At 67.2% G+C, this 17,678-nt stretch carries 15 protein-coding genes and 2 pseudogenes; 9 read left to right on the top strand and 8 right to left on the bottom strand.

The window, feature by feature from the left end:
- Positions 1-10 precede the first annotated feature (10 nt).
- The 3 genes and pseudogenes from DS079_RS00760 to DS079_RS17555 all read right to left on the bottom strand — a co-directional run bounded on the left by DS079_RS00760 (position 11) and on the right by DS079_RS17555 (position 2,851).
- The gene (locus DS079_RS00760) at positions 11-1,423 is read right to left on the bottom strand and encodes an IS1380 family transposase (RefSeq protein ID WP_126984417.1); all 1,413 of its coding nucleotides are present in this window, start codon (positions 1,421-1,423) and stop codon (positions 11-13) included.
- Between the two features lie 584 nt (positions 1,424-2,007).
- Positions 2,008-2,671 (bottom strand): annotated as a pseudogene (locus tag DS079_RS17710) (IS30 family transposase); the annotation flags it as partial.
- A gap of 51 nt (positions 2,672-2,722) precedes the next feature.
- Entirely contained in the window at positions 2,723-2,851 is a 129-nt protein-coding gene (locus tag DS079_RS17555; RefSeq protein ID WP_259813857.1) for a hypothetical protein, read from the bottom strand.
- Between the two features lie 73 nt (positions 2,852-2,924).
- On the opposite strand from DS079_RS17555, the gene DS079_RS00750 reads away from it, so the two are divergent.
- From DS079_RS00750 to DS079_RS00720, 7 genes are all read left to right on the top strand, one after another.
- Positions 2,925-3,131, top strand: a complete 207-nt coding sequence (locus DS079_RS00750) for a hypothetical protein (protein WP_126984416.1) — start codon at positions 2,925-2,927, stop codon at positions 3,129-3,131.
- Between the two features lie 35 nt (positions 3,132-3,166).
- Positions 3,167-4,417: a sensor histidine kinase gene (locus DS079_RS00745; protein ID WP_126984415.1), complete on the top strand. Its 1,251-nt coding sequence runs from the start codon at positions 3,167-3,169 to the stop codon at positions 4,415-4,417.
- A complete protein-coding gene (locus DS079_RS00740; protein WP_206516119.1) occupies positions 4,414-5,088 on the top strand; it encodes a response regulator in 675 nt (224 codons plus the stop codon). Before DS079_RS00745 ends, DS079_RS00740 begins: the two co-directional genes overlap by 4 nt.
- A 92-nt stretch (positions 5,089-5,180) precedes the next feature.
- Positions 5,181-6,089 carry an ABC transporter ATP-binding protein gene (locus DS079_RS00735; RefSeq protein WP_126984414.1) on the top strand — a complete coding sequence of 303 codons (909 nt, stop codon included), beginning with the start codon at positions 5,181-5,183 and terminating at the stop codon, positions 6,087-6,089.
- Positions 6,086-6,829 carry an ABC transporter permease gene (locus DS079_RS00730; RefSeq protein WP_241237504.1) on the top strand — a complete coding sequence of 248 codons (744 nt, stop codon included), beginning with the start codon at positions 6,086-6,088 and terminating at the stop codon, positions 6,827-6,829. Before DS079_RS00735 ends, DS079_RS00730 begins: the two co-directional genes overlap by 4 nt.
- Before the next feature lies 1 nt (position 6,830).
- Positions 6,831-7,583, top strand: coding sequence for an ABC transporter permease (locus DS079_RS00725; RefSeq protein ID WP_126984413.1), 753 nt, complete (start codon positions 6,831-6,833; stop codon positions 7,581-7,583).
- 41 nt (positions 7,584-7,624) lie between these two features.
- A complete protein-coding gene (locus DS079_RS00720; protein ID WP_126984412.1) occupies positions 7,625-8,020 on the top strand; it encodes a hypothetical protein in 396 nt (131 codons plus the stop codon).
- Between the two features lie 137 nt (positions 8,021-8,157).
- On the opposite strand, the pseudogene DS079_RS00715 reads toward DS079_RS00720, so the two are convergent.
- Positions 8,158-8,482: pseudogene (locus DS079_RS00715) on the bottom strand (transposase); the annotation flags it as partial.
- A gap of 465 nt (positions 8,483-8,947) precedes the next feature.
- On the opposite strand from DS079_RS00715, the gene DS079_RS00710 reads away from it, so the two are divergent.
- Together DS079_RS00710 and DS079_RS00705 are read left to right on the top strand one after the other, a co-directional pair.
- Positions 8,948-10,156 (top strand): MFS transporter, encoded by a 1,209-nt coding sequence (locus DS079_RS00710; protein ID WP_126984411.1) that lies wholly within the window; start codon positions 8,948-8,950, stop codon positions 10,154-10,156.
- Positions 10,157-10,363: 207 nt separating this feature from the next.
- Positions 10,364-11,662, top strand: coding sequence for an MFS transporter (locus DS079_RS00705; protein ID WP_164736053.1), 1,299 nt, complete (start codon positions 10,364-10,366; stop codon positions 11,660-11,662).
- Positions 11,663-12,010: 348 nt separating this feature from the next.
- Here the strand turns inward: DS079_RS00705 and DS079_RS00700 are convergent, their stop codons facing one another.
- Genes DS079_RS00700 through DS079_RS00685 form a run of 4 tightly spaced genes read right to left on the bottom strand, consistent with a single transcriptional unit; the run spans position 12,011 to position 17,505 of the window.
- The gene (locus tag DS079_RS00700; protein WP_126984409.1) at positions 12,011-13,753 is read right to left on the bottom strand and encodes a TniQ family protein; all 1,743 of its coding nucleotides are present in this window, start codon (positions 13,751-13,753) and stop codon (positions 12,011-12,013) included.
- Positions 13,722-14,798 carry a TniB family NTP-binding protein gene (locus DS079_RS00695; protein WP_126984408.1) on the bottom strand — a complete coding sequence of 359 codons (1,077 nt, stop codon included), beginning with the start codon at positions 14,796-14,798 and terminating at the stop codon, positions 13,722-13,724. Before DS079_RS00695 ends, DS079_RS00700 begins: the two co-directional genes overlap by 32 nt.
- Positions 14,795-16,771 (bottom strand): DDE-type integrase/transposase/recombinase, encoded by a 1,977-nt coding sequence (locus DS079_RS00690; protein ID WP_126984407.1) that lies wholly within the window; start codon positions 16,769-16,771, stop codon positions 14,795-14,797. The genes DS079_RS00695 and DS079_RS00690 overlap by 4 nt, the downstream gene beginning before the upstream one ends.
- Entirely contained in the window at positions 16,768-17,505 is a 738-nt protein-coding gene (locus DS079_RS00685; RefSeq protein WP_164736051.1) for a TnsA-like heteromeric transposase endonuclease subunit, read from the bottom strand. The genes DS079_RS00690 and DS079_RS00685 overlap by 4 nt, the downstream gene beginning before the upstream one ends.
- Positions 17,506-17,678: the final 173 nt, after the last annotated feature.

Below are 17,678 nucleotides of genomic sequence, written 5' to 3'. Positions count from 1 at the left end.
GGCTCGCCACTCAGGTCTGCGCGACGGCGGTGCGGAGCCGGTTGACGCCGCTCAGGACCCTCACGGCTTCGGGAGCGTGCTGGGCGAGGTGGAGGACCTTGTGCCGGCAGCGGCGCACCAGGGTCGCAGGGACCTCGAACAACCGCGCTCGAAGCCGTTTGGGCTCCCACTTCCTGGCGTCGTCACTGGTGAAGGCGATGGTCTGCATCCAGGCAACAAGCTCGGAGGCGAGGTGGACGACTTGGCACCAGAGCTGGTTCTGCGCGAAGGACTGCAGCGGAAACTTCAGCAGGCCCATGTCCTTTGCGTTACGAATCCGGTCCTCGCACCGGGCGCGGCGGCGGTGCCGCAGCTCCAGGACGGGCAGCTGTCCGCGTGGGGCGTTGGTCGCGAATGCGGTGATGCGCATGCCCTCGTGATCGGTGATCCGCAGCTGCGCCCCAGGATGAGGACGCTCCTTGCGCACGATCACCCGCATCCCCTCGGGCCAGCCGGAAAGGTCCAGCAGCCCGGTCAGCTCCGCCACGAACGCCCCGTCGCGGAGCCCGTCGTCATCACCGTCATAGGCGGGAGTCCACGCCTTCGCCTCATCGATCCGTTTCAGCAGGTCAGGGGTGTTGGCGGGGAGGGAGAACCCGACCGAGTAGGCCAGCCGCCGTGTGTTCAGCCACTGGATGAAGTCCTTGGTGCCGCCGGCCCCATCGGTGCGGATAAGGATCTTCTTCGAGCCCCGTCCACCGGAGAAAAGCAGACCCGGTGGGAGCTGGGCAAGAGCCTCACGCGTCACGCTGATGTGATCAGCGGCCGTGTTGGAGCCGGCGTTGCCGGGGCGGAGGTGGATTGCCAGCGGTTCACCGGTCCCGGTCTGGCCGTGGTCGAGGAACGCGCACAAGGGGTGGTAGCCGAAGCCGCGTTTGAACGTCGGGGCGGCCTGCTCTTTCTCGCTATGGACATTGATCAGGGTGGCGTCGAGGTCGATGACCAGCGGGTCCTTCGCACTGACGCCCTCGGCGGGGGATGCGTTCCCGGCCAGGGCCCAGGCCCGTTCACGCGCGGTCCGACGGGCTGTCGAGATCGCCTCGATCACGGCAGGTGTGTCCTCGGCGAGTGTGGTGAGCATGCGGGAGATCGTCGGCGTCGAGGCGACGTCACCGAACAGGCCCGGTTCGCACCGCAGCAGGTCAGTGTCGCGGGCGACTTCCCCGCCCACCGCGAGCGTCATGGCGAGATCCAGCAGCACCTTCGAGGCGTGATGCTCGGCCAGCGGCTTCGTCCACGGCGTCAACGCTTCCCGCAGTGAAGCGGCCAGGCCGGTGGCGTGGATCGTTTCGGTCAGCAGCACCGCGCCGGCGTGCGAGACCGCCGGGACCTCAGCGATGTCGACGCGCGGACGAGGGTAGTAGAACAAGGTAGGGTGGGACACCTGAAAGGTGCTCCTTCCAGTGGATGAATGCGAGTCTCGACAACCCGTATTATCCCTGGCCAGGAGCGCCTTTCGCTATCAGGTCCACCCTCCAAGACCGCACCCCCGTGAAATCTCGAGGCTAAGCCACTCGGCTGACAGCGCGTCTGCGGCCTCGTCCAGCTTCGGGCGCGTCTGCGGAAGCATCGCCAGTGCAGCCACGCGCACGTGGGCGTCTCGCAGTACGTCCTCGTCGTCGGCATCTTCGGCGAGGTGGTCAATGTAGGTGCGTGCCACGTCCGGGGTGATGTTCCGGGCTCCGTGCCGGTACGCCTCCTGGATCGCCCGATCGTCGGCATCTTCGGACCAGGTGTCATCAGTACGCAGACCGTGATGACCGCGAACAGTTCCTCCGGCCACCGTGAGCACCGCCTCCTGAGCCTTGGCAAGCTCCTTCGGGTGCTGAGCGGCAAGACCGTTCAGTACGCCGTGCAGACGCTCATGAGCGAGTTGGCCGGCGTCCGGTACCAGGCCGTCGGCGGCCAGAGCGTGTGCCAGTGCGGTCAGACGCTTGATCGGGTTCGCGTGCTTCCTCGGCAACGTCTCCGTGGGCAGGGCCAGCAGCCCGGTGAACCCGCTCATCCGCTCCACCAGCGTCGCCGCGCACGAGGTGCCGTTCTTCCCGATGATCAGGTCACCCTCCCAGTGCCCCGGCACCCGACGCTGGGCGGCGTCCTCACCTCGCTCCGCGATCGGGACCATACCTACGATTGGGCCACCGCGCGTCCGCCCGGTCGTACGTGGTCGGCGCTTGGTCCGCTTGGACTGCAGGAAGATGCCCTTGCGGGCGAGCTCACCCTTCGGGATTGCGTAGATGTACTGGTAGATAGCCTCACCGGAGACGGTTCGGCCGCGTGCGTCAGGAGAGTTCGCCATGCGTTCAACGGTCGGGTCTGTCGCCTCCAGACGCAACCGGCCCGCTATCTCGTTCGGCGTCCACGACGCGGCCAGGTCGGCGTCCACCCTCGCCTGCAGCACCGGATCCCCCGCGACCTTCCGCTGCTGCGGGCGAGCCCGCCGACGCTGCGCTCTGACGTCTGCGGTCACGGCCTGGTAGCCGCGGGTCTTCGTCGAGTTCCGGTGAAGCTCCCGCGAGATGACCGACGGGCAACGCCCCAGGTGACGGGCGATCCTCCGCACCGACCAGCCCGCTTTCGAGGCCGTCGAGATCTCCGACCTGTCACTGAACGACAACCCCACCCGCGCCATCCGCACACTCCACCGATCAGACCCCCGCCGACCGGGAGTGTTGCTTCGACGCTATGACACCACCCACGAACGCTGCACTTCGTCGAAGCGGTCGGTGCCCGCGGCCGCTTCGAGATCGCGAAGGCAGGCCTCGCGGTCGGATGGTGTCAGAGCGTCCATCCAGGCCGGTTCGTGATCCATGGCCACGATTCTAGGTGGCGTCGCGACGGGTGGTCGATGGTCGACACCAGGAGTGCCGACGTACGGTTGAGCCATGGGCACCATGTCAGTTCAGGACCTCTTCACCGACCGCGAACTCAATGCCGGCATCAACCACGCCGGTAAGAAATACGCCGCCGGTCGTGCGGCCGAGTTGCTGGCCGAGGACCCCGCTCGGACGGCACAGCAGCTCGTTGACCTGCTCCGTGAGGAGGCGCAGACCGCGGAGGCGGAGTTCGAGCAGATCCGCGGCACCGACTGATTTCGAGCTCAGGCACCACCGTAAAATCAGGTGGTATGAGCGTGACGAGGACAGTCCAGTCGACAAGCCGCCGACGTGCTGCCCTTGCGGGAACGCCTTTCGGCCTGTGGGCCGAGCGGCATGCGACCGTCATCAGCGTCGCGGTCGCGATGGCGCTGTTCCTGTACGACTCGATGAACCTCGTGGTCCAGCACGTCGGGCTGGGCGTCCTGTCGGTTCCTCTACTCATCGTCGCCCTGGTGCTGTCGTCGGCGCTGTGCACGGCGTACGTGTTCCGCCGCAGGGGTCCGTGGGTCGTCCCGGTTCTCGTCTACGCCGGAGCGTGGGGATATGTGGTGCTCGGCGTGGGGCTTTCGCCCGCGCCTCTGGTAGTTCTCGGTCTGCTGCTCTACTTCGTCGGAGCCCGGTTTGGGTGGCGGACCGCCCTCTTGGCTGCAGCGCTGGCGGGTCTGTGGGTCGTGGTCGCGGCGCAGCCGCTGTTGGCGAAGGAGTATGTGCGGATCGGCGAGGTCGGTGTCCTGGTCCTCGCAGGATTCTTCCTTGCGACCCTCGGGCTGCTGGCGCAATCGCGCCGCGGGCATACGGAGGCTCTGCAGGAGCGCGCCGATCAACTCGCGCGCGAACGCGATGCGCGAGAGGCGATCGCTGCGGCCGAGGAACGGGCGCGCATCGCCCGCGAGATCCACGACATCGTCTCGCACAGCCTCGGCACGATGGTCGTCATGGCTGATGGTGCGGCGCAGACGGTGGCCTCGAGTCCTGAGCAGGCCGGACACGCGATGGAGCGGGTGCGTGACACCGGGCGCGATGCGATGGGGGAGATGCGTCGGATGCTCGATGTGCTCCGCGACGACAGCAGCGCGTCGCGGTCTCCGCAGCCTGGCCTCGGCCGTCTCGACCGACTAGTGGAAGAGACACGGCAGACGGGCCTGCGCGTGGACCTCCACATTGAAGGGGAGCCGGTCGCGCTGCCAGCGGGTCTGGATCTGGCCGCCTATCGGATCGTGCAGGAGTCATTGACGAACGCGCGCAAGCACGGCGGGCCGTTGCTGAGCGTGGTTACGGTGACCCTCTCCTATGCCGCGACCGAGCTCTCGCTGCGCATCGTCGACGACGGCTCTCCGGCGGCCACCGGCAGCGCGGCTGAGGTCCCCTGGACGACCGGACACGGCCTCGTCGGCATGCGGGAGCGGGCCAGCGCCTACGGCGGATCGCTGGAGGCAGGCCCCCGATCCGATGGCGGGTTCAAGGTCCACGCCGTCTTGCCGATCGGAGATGAGCGATGAGCGATGACGCACCGATCCGGCTGATGCTGGTCGATGACCAGGAGATGTACCGCACCGGTTTCCGCATGGTGCTGAGCACCCGTCCGGAGTTCGAGGTCGTCGCCGATGCCGAAGACGGCCAGGCTGCGCTCGAGATGCTGGCCGACCTTGAGGTCGATGTCGTGCTCATGGACGTGCGGATGCCGCGTATGGACGGCGTCGAAGCCACACGGCGGATCCGCGAGGCTGGCGGGCCGCGGGTGCTGGTGCTGACGACCTTCGATCTCGACGAGCACGCCTACGACGCGATCCAGGCCGGGGCCTCGGGCTTCCTGCTCAAGGACGCCCCGCTCGAGGAGCTCGCCGCAGCCATCCGCCATGTGCACGCCGGCGATGCCGTCGTCGCGCCGTCGACGACGAAGCGTCTGCTCGACCGCTTCGCAGCGCAGCGTCCTGCGGCCGGAGGTTCTGCCCCGGACGAGCGGCTCGAAGAGCTCACCGCGCGTGAGCGGGAGGTGCTCGTGTGCACAGGTCGGGGACTGTCCAACGCGGAGATCGCTGCGGAGCTGGTCATCTCGGAGAACACCGCGCGCGTGCACGTGCAGCGCATCCTCACCAAGCTCCAGCTGCGCGACCGGGTCCAAGCCGTCGTTCTCGCACACCGCCTCGGCCTGGTCCCGCCCGCCACCTGAGCTGGAACCAGCCCGGCGTAGTGCGAATCGACTAGCCGAAGATAGTCGCCTCGGCAGACGACACCGCCGTCAATCCTCGCGAGGGTGGAGGCATGTCCTTCATCGTCGAATCTTCGAACCTCACCAAGGTCTACGGCGGCAGAACCGTCGTCGACGGTCTCGACCTGCGCATCCCCGAAGGCAGCGTCTACGGCTTCCTCGGGCCCAACGGCTCGGGCAAGTCGACGACCATGAAGATGCTGCTCTCGCTCATCCGCCCCACCGGCGGCGAGGTCGAGGTGCTGGGCCAGCCGATGAACCGGAGCACCCGGCGGCAGCTGCTGGGCAGCATCGGCTCGCTCATCGAGTCCCCACCCGGGTATGCGCACCTGACCGGTGCGGAGAACATGCGCATCGTCCAGCGCCTGCTCGGCCTCGACGACGCCCAGGTCGACTTCGCGGTCAAGACCGTGCGGATGCAGGACCAGATGGGCAAGCGAGTGCGCGAGTACTCGCTGGGCATGAAGCAGCGCCTGGGCATCGCCATGGCTCTGGCCCGGCAGCCGAAGCTGCTCATCCTCGACGAGCCGACCAATGGCCTCGACCCCGCCGGCATCGAGGAGATCCGGGAGCTGCTGCGCCGCCTCGCCGATGGGGGAGTGACCGTCATGGTCTCCTCCCACCTGCTCGGCGAGGTCGACAAGACCGCCACGGTCCTCGGCATCCTCAGCCAGGGCCGGATGATCTTCCAAGGCACCCGAGCCGAGCTCTTCAGCGCTGCCACCCCCGACCTGCTCATCGACTGCTCGGATCCGCGCCGCGCGCAGTCCATGCTCGCCCGTGCTCACGGCGCACGCCTGGAGGATGCGACCGTCCGACTGGCCGGCGTCGACAGCGATGAGGCGACAGCCGGCATCGTCACGGGTCTGGTGGCCGAGGGCATCGGCGTCCACGGCGTCCGGCGCGATGAGCAGACGCTCGAGTCCGTCTTCATGGGCCTGACGGCAGGAGGCGGACTGTGAGCGCCATCGTCGTCAACGAGTTCGCCAAGATGCGGCACCTGCACGTCGTTCTCCTCGTCACCGTCCTCTTCGCCGTCGTCACCGGCATCGGTCTCTACGCCGCCGTATTCAACCCCGACTTCGACCGCACCAGCGCATCGTCATGGAACACGCTGCTCATGGGGATGGGGTCGGGATTCACCCTCGCCGCACCCCTGCTGCTGGCGGTCGTCGCGAGCCGTCTCGTCGACGCTGAGCACCAGGGCGGCGGATGGCTGATGTCGGCGACGTCGGGAGTGACGCCTGGCGGTCTGTGCCGGGCGAAGCTGCTGGCCCTCGGGCTCCTCGTGGCCGGGGCCACCGTGCTCGTCAGCGCCGCGTTCGCCGCGGTCGGTCTCGCCGTCGGTATCGATGCCCCGTGGCCGGCTGGACGCTGGCTCGGCCTGACCGCGTGTCTGCTTGTCGTGAGTCTCGCGCTGCTGGCGCTGCACGTCGTGCTCGCAGCCCGGGTCGAGAACCAGCTCGTCGGCATCGGCCTCGGACTGCTCGGTGCCGTCGTCGCGCTCATCTCGACGGCCGTGCCGACGTGGATCGCGCACCTGACCCCGTGGGGCTACTACGCGCTCTCGGCTGCCGCCGGCTACGTCGACGGTCAGCTGGCCGGCTTCGCGCCGTCCTATCTCAGCGTCCTCGGCCTCGCTGTCGTCGCGGCCGCGATCTTCGCCCTGTTCACCCGCTCGTTCGACCGTCAGGAGGCCTGAGATGAACGCCCTCGCTGCAGAATTCTCGAAGCTCAAGCGCTCACTGAGCTGGGCCGTCGTCGTCCTGCTGCCCATCGTGCTGGTGGCCACCGGGTCGATCATGACCCTCATCGACGGCCGCGGCCTCGAAGACGGCTGGCACACGCTGTGGATGCGCTCGATCGTCTTCTACGGCCTCTTCCCACTCTCTGTGGGCATCGCGATCCTCGCCTCGCTGGTCTGGCGAGCCGAGCACCGCGGCAGCAACTGGAATGCGCTGATGGCGGGACCCACGCCGTCGCTGCCGATCGTCATCGCCAAGGCTGCCGTGATCTCCGTCCTGGCCGCGATCATGCAGGTCATCGCCGTGGTCACCACCGTGGCGCTGGGAAAGATCGGCTTCGGACTGCCCGGCTTCCTGCCGCCGGAGTACCTCGCGATCTCCCTGCTCATCATCCTCGCCAGCGTTCCCGTCGCCGTGCTGCAGTCCTGGCTGTCGATGCAGATGCGCTCTTTCGCCCCACCGGTCGCCGTCGCCTTCCTCGGGGCCGGGTTCTCGGCCTTCCTGCTCGTCGTCGGTCTTGATGCCGCGATCTTCATCAGCCCGTACGCGGCGCTGTCGAGAGCGACCCAGATGGGCACGGCGACCTTCGCCGACACCGGAGACATCACCACCGGCGTGATCGCCGCGATCATCGCCGCCTGTCTGCTGCTGAGCACGCTCCTGGCAGCCGCGAACACCGTCGTGCTCGAGCGCGCCGACGCCCGCACCTGACCCACACCCACAACCGAACCCTCGGAACGAAGGAGAGAACCATGACCGACCCCGCACACGCCGAGACCGGGCGCGAGACGCCCGACTTCTGGAGCGACAAGAACAGTTCGAGCCCGGCCACTGCCGCGTCGGCCGCCCCGGTCGACGCCGACCAGCCCCACCGGCCGCGGCGCTCGGGTCGCGGCTGGATCATCGCCTCGCTGATCATGAACGTGCTGGCCGTGGTCGGAGCGATCGTGCTCCCGCACTTCATGGCGGTCCTCGCCATCGCTGCCGCCGTCTGCGCCTGGAACGGGATCCGCCTCAGTCGCGGCACCGGGACGCCGAAGCTCGGCATCGGCGCGCTCATTGCCTCGGTCGTCATCTTCGTCGGCTGCGTGATCTACACGATCGTCATCGTTCAGCTCGGCTTCGCTTACTGGGAAGGTCTGCAGTGATGTCGACGAGCGTTGAACGCCGTGTCGCCGGTGTTATTGACGGTGAGAAGCATGAGCAAGTGGCGGCGACACCTTCGTAGGACGCTCGCCCTTCGATGGGTGAGAGGCCCTACGTACGAAACGTGCCCGCAGTCCCTTCTCGGCCAGCGTAGTGATCATGCGGGAGATCGTCGGGGTCGAGGCGACATCGCCGAACAGGCCCGGTTCGCACCGCAGTAGGTCGGTGTCACGGGTGACCTCTCCGCCGACTGCGAGAGTCATCGGCAGGTCCAACAGGATCTTCGCAGCGTGATGCTCTGCCAGCGGTTTCGTCCAAGGATCCAGCACCTCACGCAGCGAAGAGGCGAGGCCGGTGGCGTGGATCGCGTCGGTCAGCAGCACCGCGCCCGCATGCGAGACCGCTGGAACCGGGGCGATGTCCACGCGCGGGCAGGGGTGGAAGAACAAGGTAGGGTGGGACACCTGAAAGGTGCTCCTTCCAGTGGATGGCTACGAGTCTGAACAACCCGTATCATCCCAGTTCAGGAGCACCTTTCTCTATGCCGTCCACCAGTCGAAACCACACCTCGATGAAATCTCGAGGTTAGCATCGCGCACCGCGAAGCAGAGAGCATCGCCGGTGACCCATTGCTCCGAAGGGATGGCTGAGAACGGGGACTCGCGCATCATCATGGTCCAAGTAGACACCACCGTGCGCTCACTTCCGTAGTGATGCGTTGATCGCTTGAGACCGTCACCCTTTGAGACGCCCCCAGGGATGCCCGGACCGAGCGCGCTATGGAGACGACGCCCATGAGCAGCTCCAGGGCGAGCATGTCGGGTCGCGGAGGCTGCTTGACAGCCCACCCCGTTGCCTGAGTAGCGTGACGGTATCGCACGCAAGAGCGCCTGCATGGGGCGGCCTCATGGTTCACCAGGAGGCTCACCGTGCCCGCAGGCTCGTTCTCACGCGATGTCCGCCCGCTCCGCGGCTTCTCCCTGGGGCTCGTCTACCTCACGTTGAGCTTCCCACTCGGAAGCTGGGTGGGCCGTATCCCGCAGATCAAAGAAGCGCTCGACGCCACCGACGCCAGTTGGGGTCTGGCCAGCACCATTGCGACCTGCGGCGAAATCGTCGGGCTCGCGATCATCGTGGTCCTGATCGGTCGGACCAGCACCCGGAAGATGACGATAGTGACCGCGAGCGTCGTCCTGGCCATGGGGCCATTGGTCGCCCTGTCGCCGACGTTGCCGGCACTCGTCGCCTCGTTGACGCTCTGGATGATCGCCTCGAAGATCCTCGGGACGACATCGGGAGCCCTGATCCTCGTGCATCAGCGAGAGCTGGGGCGGATCATCTTCGGCCGCTTCGACGCGCTATACAGCATCGGAATGCTCATCGGCGGTGCCCTGTCCTGGGCAGCAATCCGCCAGGACATCCCCGCGTCGCACCAGTTCGCGATCACAAACAGCATGCTGGCGATAGCGCTACTGATCTCGCTCCGAGCCCTCCCCGAAGAAGAAGCTCCGACCACAGAAAGCGAGCCGCTCTGCCGACGACTCCGGAGCCGGTTCACCGGGCCACTCCTCCTGCTGGGCGGGCTGTCACTGCTGGCGAGCTTCATCGACAGCGCCGCTGCTCAATGGGCAGGGATCTACCTCTCCAGGACCGCGGGCGGGGACCCAGCGCTGGGATCACTCGGCTACGTACTGGTGATGGCGACGAAGAGCGCCTGTCTGCTGTTCATCGGCACGATCGTCGCCCGCGTCGGCTGGCGAGCAATCACTCTGGCCTCGGTCGTTGTCACGACTTTCGCGCTGCTCCTGGGCGTCGGTTCCGGGCTTCTGGTCCCCGGTGTGATCGCGCTTCTCGTGCTCGGCGCCGGCACCGCATTCTTCGGCCCCCTGGTCAACACTTTGGCCTCGGCTCAGCCAGGCACCACCAATGGCGAGGCACGCACCATGCTCGAGATGGGCGAGCTCCCCGCGTATGTCCTGACGCCCGTTCTGGTCGGCTTGCTCGCCAGCATCCTCAACGTCCGGTGGGCCTTCCTCCTGATGACCGGGCTCCCGCTGCTCGCGTGTGGTGTGTTGTTCCTGACCCCGGGCACACGACGTCTCCTGATATCTCACGACGACGAGCTAATGACGAATTGACGAGAGGCCGGTGCGCTTTGCCGCTTGCTGGCCGCCACGTGATTCGTGGTCACAGCGTGGCTGAGCACGTCACGGTCGAACACCGCTTCCCCACGGAAGAAGCGAGTGGGAGCCGGAACCTACCCGGGGCTGTAGGCTCGGTTCCAGAGGGCATCACAGCGCACGGCGAGGTCGGGAGTGCGCCTCCTCACCATGGATGGAGCCGTGATGCCCGCTTCCGACACGCAAGGTCTGCTGCATCTACTTCGAGCTGGCGGCGCGCCGCTCATGATCTTCGGCCTGCTCGGCCGGTTGCCGACCGCGATGGCCCCGATGCTGCTCCTGGTCGCGATTCCCGTGGGCGGCGGCAGCTTGGTACAGGCGGGCTCGGCGGTGGGCCTTTCTGCATTAGGTACGGCAGCCAGTGGGGCGGCTGTGGGCCTGCTCGTCGACCGCCTCGGCGCGCGTCCAGTGGTGGGTGCGATCGCGGCCGTCCAGTCCGCTGCACTGCTCGGGCTGGCCGCGCAGTTCGGCAACCTCAACGACTCGCCGTTGCTCTTGCCACTCGCATTCGTCGTCGGGCTGTGCAATCCGTCGATTGGCTCCCTTGCTCGGGCCGCCTGGATCCGGAGAGTCGAGACCGGCGAGCTGGACGGGCCGGGCTCCAGATCGGCGATGGCGTGGGAAGCCGCTTCTGACGAGGCAGGCTTCGTCATTGCACCCGTGATTGCGTCGTCGCTACTCGTCGCCATCGAGCCGCGCGCAGCGCTCGTCGGCTTGGCGGGAGTCGGGCTCGTCGTGCACCTTGGGTTCGTCCGGCTGGTTCCGCTGCGCGTCGTCACCATTGGAGGTAGTCGGCGGGGAATCGGAGGAGAGGGCCTCGAGCCCGTATTCCCCGCTCACGCCGGTCAGCGGCCCGTTCTGCTCGCCTTGGCCGCGATCCTGATCGCGATCTCTGTGGGGCTTGTCTTCGGTGCTACGCAGGCCACCGTGAACTCGCTGTTTGCCGTCCTCGGAGTCCCTGCCATGGTCGGAGTGATCTACGGCCTGGTGGGAATCGGCAGCATCGCGGGTGGCGTCGTGTGGGCTCAGACGCCTGACCGGCTCCGAGGCACGTGGATCATCGTCGCCGCCGGCGCGGCTCTCGTCGCACTCGGTGCGCTTGCCATCGGTTGGCCGTCGATGGGCATCGTGGCAACCGGAGTCCTGTGCGCCTTTGTCGGGTTGTGGCTCTCGCCCGTGCTCGCAGAAGCGTATGGGCGGGCGCGAAGGGTCGTCTCCAATCGATTCCAGGTCACGATGATGACAGTGCTGGCCAGCGGCACAAGCGTCGGAGTAGGCGTGAGTGCGCCCCTCGCGTCGAACCTCTCGGTCACGTACGGGGCCCAGAGGGGGTTCCTCGTGTTGATCGTCGCGGGAGCGGGGTTCCTCATCGGCGGCGGGTACATCCTTCTCCGCCAGGCAAGTTACCGCCGCCACGATCAAGACGCGCATGACGGGACCGATGCCCGCTCAGGTCAAGACTGACGTCGGGTCACCGAGCGCGTCGTGGCGCCCTGCTGGGAAGCAGGTGCCGTAGCGATTCTGGAAGGGCAGGGAGGGCAGAGTTGAGCGGTCGGGGATCGGGGTCATGCTGTTGAGGTCGGTGTAGAGGGTGGCGGTGGGGCCGGCCCAGTGGTCAGCCGTTCTCGCTTCGAGAGCGCCTGGCTGGCCAGTACGGCGGGTGAGAGCGGTCTGCGCCGCGGCAGCGCGGGTGCCGTCACGGGGTTGCTGGTCGAGGAGGGTCAGCGCGCTGTTGGCGAGGAGGTAGGGGAGCGGGTCGAAGGTGATGATCGCACCGTCCGGTGGGGTGGGGTGGTAGGTGAAGGCTCCGCTTCAAGGTGGCTGCCAGCTCAGGGGTCTACCGAGGAGCAGAGGACTGGAGCGGTCGAGAATCTGAAACGCCGTTTCGAAGAGCTCCATCTGCTTGTCGTCGAGTTCGTGGCGTTGCTGTCTCCAGTGGGCATGCTGGTCGGCGGGGATGGTGAGGGGGTGTGGGGCGAAGATGGCGTCGCCGCCGGTGAAGAGCTCCCAGAAGCGCCGCTGGATCGCGAGCTCAGGTCTTCGCTGGTCGGAGTCGGCCATTGCGAGGGCTCGGTCGAGGAGAAGCAGGTCGTCGGCGAGGATGCGGCGGTGTCGGTAGTTCGGCCACGGCGGGTGCGCCTGGAGACGCTCGTGCAGTTCGTCGAGGCGGGCCAGCAGGGTGGTCCAGGTGCCGTGGGCACGTCGGGTGCGGATTCTCCGGGCGAGAGCCGTGTGGAAGGTGCGGGGGAGGCAGAGGTCGAGGGTGAGGTGGGACCAGGGGCGGGTCGTGCCGAGGTGGGCAAGTAGCAGAGAGATCTCGGCGCGGGCGATCGGATCAGACTCGTCGAGGCCGGGTAGCGTGCCGGGCCAGATCACCTGAGGGATGCGCGCGAGGGTCAGAGGGCGTCCGGTCGTAGCGTGTTCGGGCAGCACCAGGTGATGCTCGGCGGTGCGGGGTGCGTTCAGTGGCAACGGGTAGCGGGGGTGGGTGGCGCCGGTGCGATAGACGAGGTGGCTGGTCGCGCTCAGGTGCTTGCGATGGTGGCCAAGTTGCAACGCCCCGAGCAGCGGATTCTTCGCCGAGCTCGTCGCCGCGTTCAGTGTGATAGGGGCCTGGCGGCCGGTGGGCAGCACCAGTTCCTGGAGACGGTCCCCGGCTTCGCCGGGATCGGCGCTCTCGAAGACGAGGAGGGTGTCGGCCAGTCCCAAGGCAATCTCGGAGGTGGGTTCGGACAGGTCGAGGAAGCGGGCGCCGCGGTCGTGGAGGGCTGCGGCCAGGAGTTCGACCATGGCATCGAACCCGATCCGGCGAGTGACCGTGATCCCGCAGAGCTTGATCGGGTCGTCGGGGTCGTGAGCGAGGTCGAATAGCAGTCGTTGTGCTCGAGCCAGCTCATCGGTGGCGCTCGCGGCCGGTGCGGTACGCAGGTCGTGGCCGCACCAGAGCCGCACGCGACGCCCGGTCCCTGGAGGCGCGGTAGTGCGGGCGGTGCAGCGCCATAGCTCGAGCGGCTCGCTGAGCCAGGCGGGGCTGGCGTAGGGCACGGCCTGGCAGGCTGGGCAGCGGTCGAGCAGTAGCAGGTCATGGTCGGGGCAGACTGCCAACAGCGGATTCGTCCAGTCCTTGTCCCAGATGGATGTTTCGACGGCGAGGCAGGCCGGACAGAAGCGGCTGGATGTTCCTGCGCTCCGGGCGTCGGAGTGCTGGTACACGCGAGCGTAGGAGTCCAGAGCCTGCCCGAGGTCGGTGCGATCTCGCAACTGCTGGCGTTCTTCGGCCGTCAGACCCAGACGGGCGGTGTAGGTATTCCGTGGCGAGGTGATGCGGGTGGTGGCGGCTCGGGTGGAGGAGATCTGTCGGGTGGCACCGCCGGCGCGCAGGACGTTGCGGGGGCTGATCTGGTAGCGCACAGCGGCACGGCGCAGCCACGAGACCGCAGATTCTCCCGGGAGCGGGGTGATGTGGATGGGCGGAGTGTCGAGATCGTAGCCGCCGGGGATCACCCGCGGGCGCGGCCGTGGGTCAGGCGGTGCTGGCGCTGAGTTCGGCTGCATTGTCGATCGTGACCTGGGCGATGAGCTCGCGGGTGATGGTCTCGGTGCCGGTGGCGATGGCCAGGTAGCAGACCCGGTCCAGCAGGTTCGTCAGCGAGCCGATGCAGCCCTGGGTGCGCCCGGCCAGCAGCTTCGCGTGGTCGGTCAACATCCCGGGGTGAGCGTCGGCGAGGATCACGTGCGCTTCCAGCGCGGCCAGCAGCGCGCTCCAGGCCCGGGCCCCGGCCGTGGTGGCGTGGGTGAAGGGAGCGATGTCGCAGCGGGTCGCACGCCGGGAGGTCTGGGCATAGACGGCGTCCTCGCCCAACAGGCCCTCGTCGAAGGACTTCTTCTCCCGCAGCCGCACCCCGACGTACATGAAGGTCACAGGCATCTCGTTCGCCAGGCCCTTGAGGTGGTTGGAGACCTCGTGGCCGTTGCGGTGTTTGAAGTCGATGAAGTGCAGGTCATCGATGATGATCAGCTGGGTGCGGCAGGCCTGGACGCAGTCGACCGCCAGAGACCCGAGCTCGGTGCGGGTGGATCGGTTCGCGGCCGGGTGCCCGTAGAAACGCAGCAGCTTCTGATTGAGCCCCTTCAAGGTGGTGCCTGCGCTGAGTGGCAGATAGACCACCGGCAGCCGCTGATGACCCTCTGGGGTGCGTGGGCCGTGGCGTCGCAGGATCTTGCGGTGGAGGTCGCGGGCGTAGCGGGTGGCGATGGTGGTCTTGCCCAGCGCTGGGGCGGCATCGATTACGACCGCTCCGCGCAGTCGGTCGCTGTCTCGCTGATTGGAGGCCATCACCTGGTTCATCACGCCGTAGGCGCGGGCAAGCTGAGCGGTGTGCACTGTGGTGGGGTTGGCGTTCCATACGGCGCGGGCGTCGTCGTAGTCCTCCCGCTCCTCGATGCCGAGCCGGTCCAGCTCAGCCCGGGACAACCGCTCCAGCGGCGCGCGCGGCGCAGCGTGGACGAAGGCGTCCCAGCCCTGTTTCGTGGCTAGGTTGTACCGGGCTGGCTCGTTCTCCCGCAGCCACTCCGCCCACCGGTTCTGAGCCGGGGTCATTCGTCGAACACCTCGAAGGCGCCCTGGTCGGGATGTTCGGCGTAATACCGCTCGAACACATCCAGATCGTCCGCGACCTGGGCCTGGGCTCGGCGACGCTCGAGATGGGCGGACAGGTCGATCACCGCCGGTACGTCACCGGCAGCCGGCGCGGCGTTGTCCTTGGCTGGTTGGGTGGCAAGGCGGCGGGCGAGGTTCTTTTCGCGGCGGCTGGTGACTTCCCCCTTGCTGTATCGCTCCAGCAGGTCATCGAGCGCGGCTCCGGCATCGACGTGTCGGTTGGTCTGCTGGCTGAGCTTTCGGGTGAAGGCGGCGGCTTCGGCGCTGAGTGGTGCGTCGAGGCCGGGCGCGTGCTCCCACTCCAGGTCGTGCCAGGTCCGGGTGTCGGGGTCCTGGAAGTAGACGGTGCGCACGTCGTCGCGGTCGATCATGATCGACCACTTGCCCGCATGCGCACCTCCGTACGGTGACCGGGTGCCGCGGTGAAGGTTGAGTCCGGGCCCGTCGTAGCGGCGCCCGTCGATCTCGACGCCGTAGTGCTGTATCGACCGCCAGGCGACGTCGAGGAACTCCATCCGTAGGTCATCGCTCGCGGGGAGTCGTAGCACTCCGGCGGTGGCCATGCCGCGGGCGAACATTTCCGCCGGCGACAGCTCCACCTTCGGCAGCAGCGGATCGCACAGTCCCTGGTGTGGGGTGTGGTGGTAGATGCCCACCCACTCGCGGATGATCGTCTCCAGCTCGGGCACGTAGTAGAACGCCTGGTCCTCGATGTTCTTGCCGCGGGAGTAGATGTCCGGGCCTTTGTACGCGGCCAGGTGCTCGAGCAGCTGCTGACGCAAGGTGCGGAAGAACCGCTCGATCGTGGGCTTGTCTGTCGGCTTGTGAGGGATCGCGGGCTGGATATTGATCCCCAACCGTTGGCACACCGCCCGGGTGCGCTGGGAGAGATAAACCTTGCCGTGATCGACCACGATCGTGTCCGGCAACGCACCTGTCTCTTGTGCCAGCAGCGTCTCCGGCACCCCGACGTACGGCCCCGGGACGTCTTCGTCGCTCGGTGGGCCCCAGCTCTGCGGGGTGACCACCTGGAACATGACCGCCGCGACATCCTGCGCCGTGGTCGAGATCGGACGGAGGATGAGGCCGAGAATGCACCTCGAGTACAGGTCCATCGCCACCGTCAGCTCGGTATTGATCCACCGGCCCGTGACCGGCTCCATGGCGAACACGTCCAGTGGAGTGGTGTCGAGGACCACGTACTGGCCCGGCCGGTCCGCTCGCAGTCGACCCAGCACACCGTCAGGGCGCTCGGCCACCGAGCGCCGCTGCTTCGCCGCCCCGAAGGTGTACCGGCCCTTGTCTAACTCTCGCAGTCGGCGATAGGCCACTGCTCGGGAGGGAACGGTGCCCTGCGGGCGCCGGCTGAGGTAGAGCGCGTTCGTCTTGTTCAGCACGGACTTCATCGAGGGATTGGACTGGTCCCGATAGCTGTCGAGTGCCTCCCGGCATGCCGAGTCCCACTCCGGGTCCACCGTCGACCGGTGCGGTTGCAGGAGTCGGGTGTCAACGAGTCCGACGATTCCCTGTTCTGCGTAACGCTGGCCGCGACGGTAGGCCGTGCGCACCGAGATCCCGAGCGCGTCAGCTGCGGCTTCGTACCTGTCGTTGACGGGAGACTCGGCGGTCGCGAGGACCAGCTCGTCGAACACCTTCGCCTCCCGGTAGACCTCCTCGCGCTGCTTGGTGTTCAGGGAAGCGAGCACGACGGCGTCCAATTCGGCCCGAGCGTCCTGAACGGTGGGAAGATCCAGCGATTCGGCGGTGCCGACAAGCGAGGGTGCATGGACCTTCTTGAACTGGTCTCCGGCGCGAAGCAGAGCGCTCGATCCATCGAGCTCGACCACGGTCCAGGCGGCGCCCTCGTACCAGAGCCGCGCCCCTACCGATATATCCAGGCTTTCGGCGCTCACACCTTCACCTCCGATGTCGCCTGGAGGACCGTTTTGCTGCTCAAGGGGCGGCGGAGGTCGAGCGAGACCTCGCCGGACCACACGAGCGCGAATACGGCGACCCGCCATGCCGATTCACCGCAGGTCAACGGCTTGCGGGCAAGTACCTTGCCCAGCGTGATCCCCTCTTCGCCCAACCTTGCCCGCGCCTCGACGAGGTCCCCGTTGGGCAGCCGGTCGGGACGGCGGCCGACCGCGAGGAGCTTCAGATTGCGGAGCACGATGGGGTCGCCGCCGGTGAAGACCTCGTAGGACCAGCCCTTGCTGTGGCACAGCGTCCGCGTCCACTCGAACTGAGCACGAACCCGTGGCTTCTCGAGGAACGCAGCGGGCTTGATGTCGACCACCGTGGCCGAGTGATCCGAGTGGACGAGCAGCAGGTCAGGCACGTGCGCACGGAGACCAGTACTGTCGCGCCCCGCGATCTGAAACGGTTGCGTACAGATCCCCACGGTGCCGGGGTCGAAGTCCGCCAGCCATAGTCGATCCAGCTCGAGCAGGCTCTCGTATACCAGGGTCCGATCATTGGTCGCGGCCCAGAACAGGCCCGGGTAGCTGCGTTGACCCCGATAGGTGGGCGGCACGCGTACGGGGAGTCCTTCGATGATCAGATCGGCTCGCGCTTGCTCCCACGTCGTCGCGACCTCGTCGCCGACGACAGTGCAGTACCGCAGGGTAGTCCCGCTCGCGCCCACGTCCCCATCGTCGTCTACTGACACATCGATGAGACCACTGACACGCCACTGACAGATCGATGAGATTACTGCCAACTTGTCGAGAACCTACAGATGTGGCCTCCATCACGGCCCGCCATGCCGGGAATGAACCTGATCGGATCAGAGTTGAGTCGGATGCACTCAAGAACGGA

Source organism: Brachybacterium paraconglomeratum, from assembly GCF_003994255.1.
GTDB classification, from domain to species: Bacteria; Actinomycetota; Actinomycetes; order Actinomycetales; family Dermabacteraceae; genus Brachybacterium; species Brachybacterium conglomeratum.
The sequence above is the reverse complement of the archived record's forward strand: the minus strand, read 5'-3'. Positions and strand labels throughout refer to the sequence as shown.

Excerpts from the sequence above, each read along its gene's own strand:
- DS079_RS17555 (WP_259813857.1), bottom strand. The coding sequence starts at position 2,851 with ATGGATCACGAACCGGCCTGGATGGACGCTCTGACACCATCCGACCGC.
- DS079_RS00750 (WP_126984416.1), top strand. The coding sequence starts at position 2,925 with ATGGGCACCATGTCAGTTCAGGACCTCTTCACCGACCGCGAACTCAAT.
- DS079_RS00745 (WP_126984415.1), top strand. The coding sequence starts at position 3,167 with ATGAGCGTGACGAGGACAGTCCAGTCGACAAGCCGCCGACGTGCTGCC.
- DS079_RS00740 (WP_206516119.1), top strand. The coding sequence starts at position 4,414 with ATGAGCGATGACGCACCGATCCGGCTGATGCTGGTCGATGACCAGGAG.
- DS079_RS00735 (WP_126984414.1), top strand. The coding sequence starts at position 5,181 with ATGTCCTTCATCGTCGAATCTTCGAACCTCACCAAGGTCTACGGCGGC.
- DS079_RS00725 (WP_126984413.1), top strand. The coding sequence starts at position 6,831 with ATGAACGCCCTCGCTGCAGAATTCTCGAAGCTCAAGCGCTCACTGAGC.
- DS079_RS00720 (WP_126984412.1), top strand. The coding sequence starts at position 7,625 with ATGACCGACCCCGCACACGCCGAGACCGGGCGCGAGACGCCCGACTTC.
- DS079_RS00705 (WP_164736053.1), top strand. The coding sequence starts at position 10,364 with ATGCCCGCTTCCGACACGCAAGGTCTGCTGCATCTACTTCGAGCTGGC.
- DS079_RS00700 (WP_126984409.1), bottom strand. The coding sequence starts at position 13,753 with ATGCAGCCGAACTCAGCGCCAGCACCGCCTGACCCACGGCCGCGCCCG.
- DS079_RS00695 (WP_126984408.1), bottom strand. The coding sequence starts at position 14,798 with ATGACCCCGGCTCAGAACCGGTGGGCGGAGTGGCTGCGGGAGAACGAG.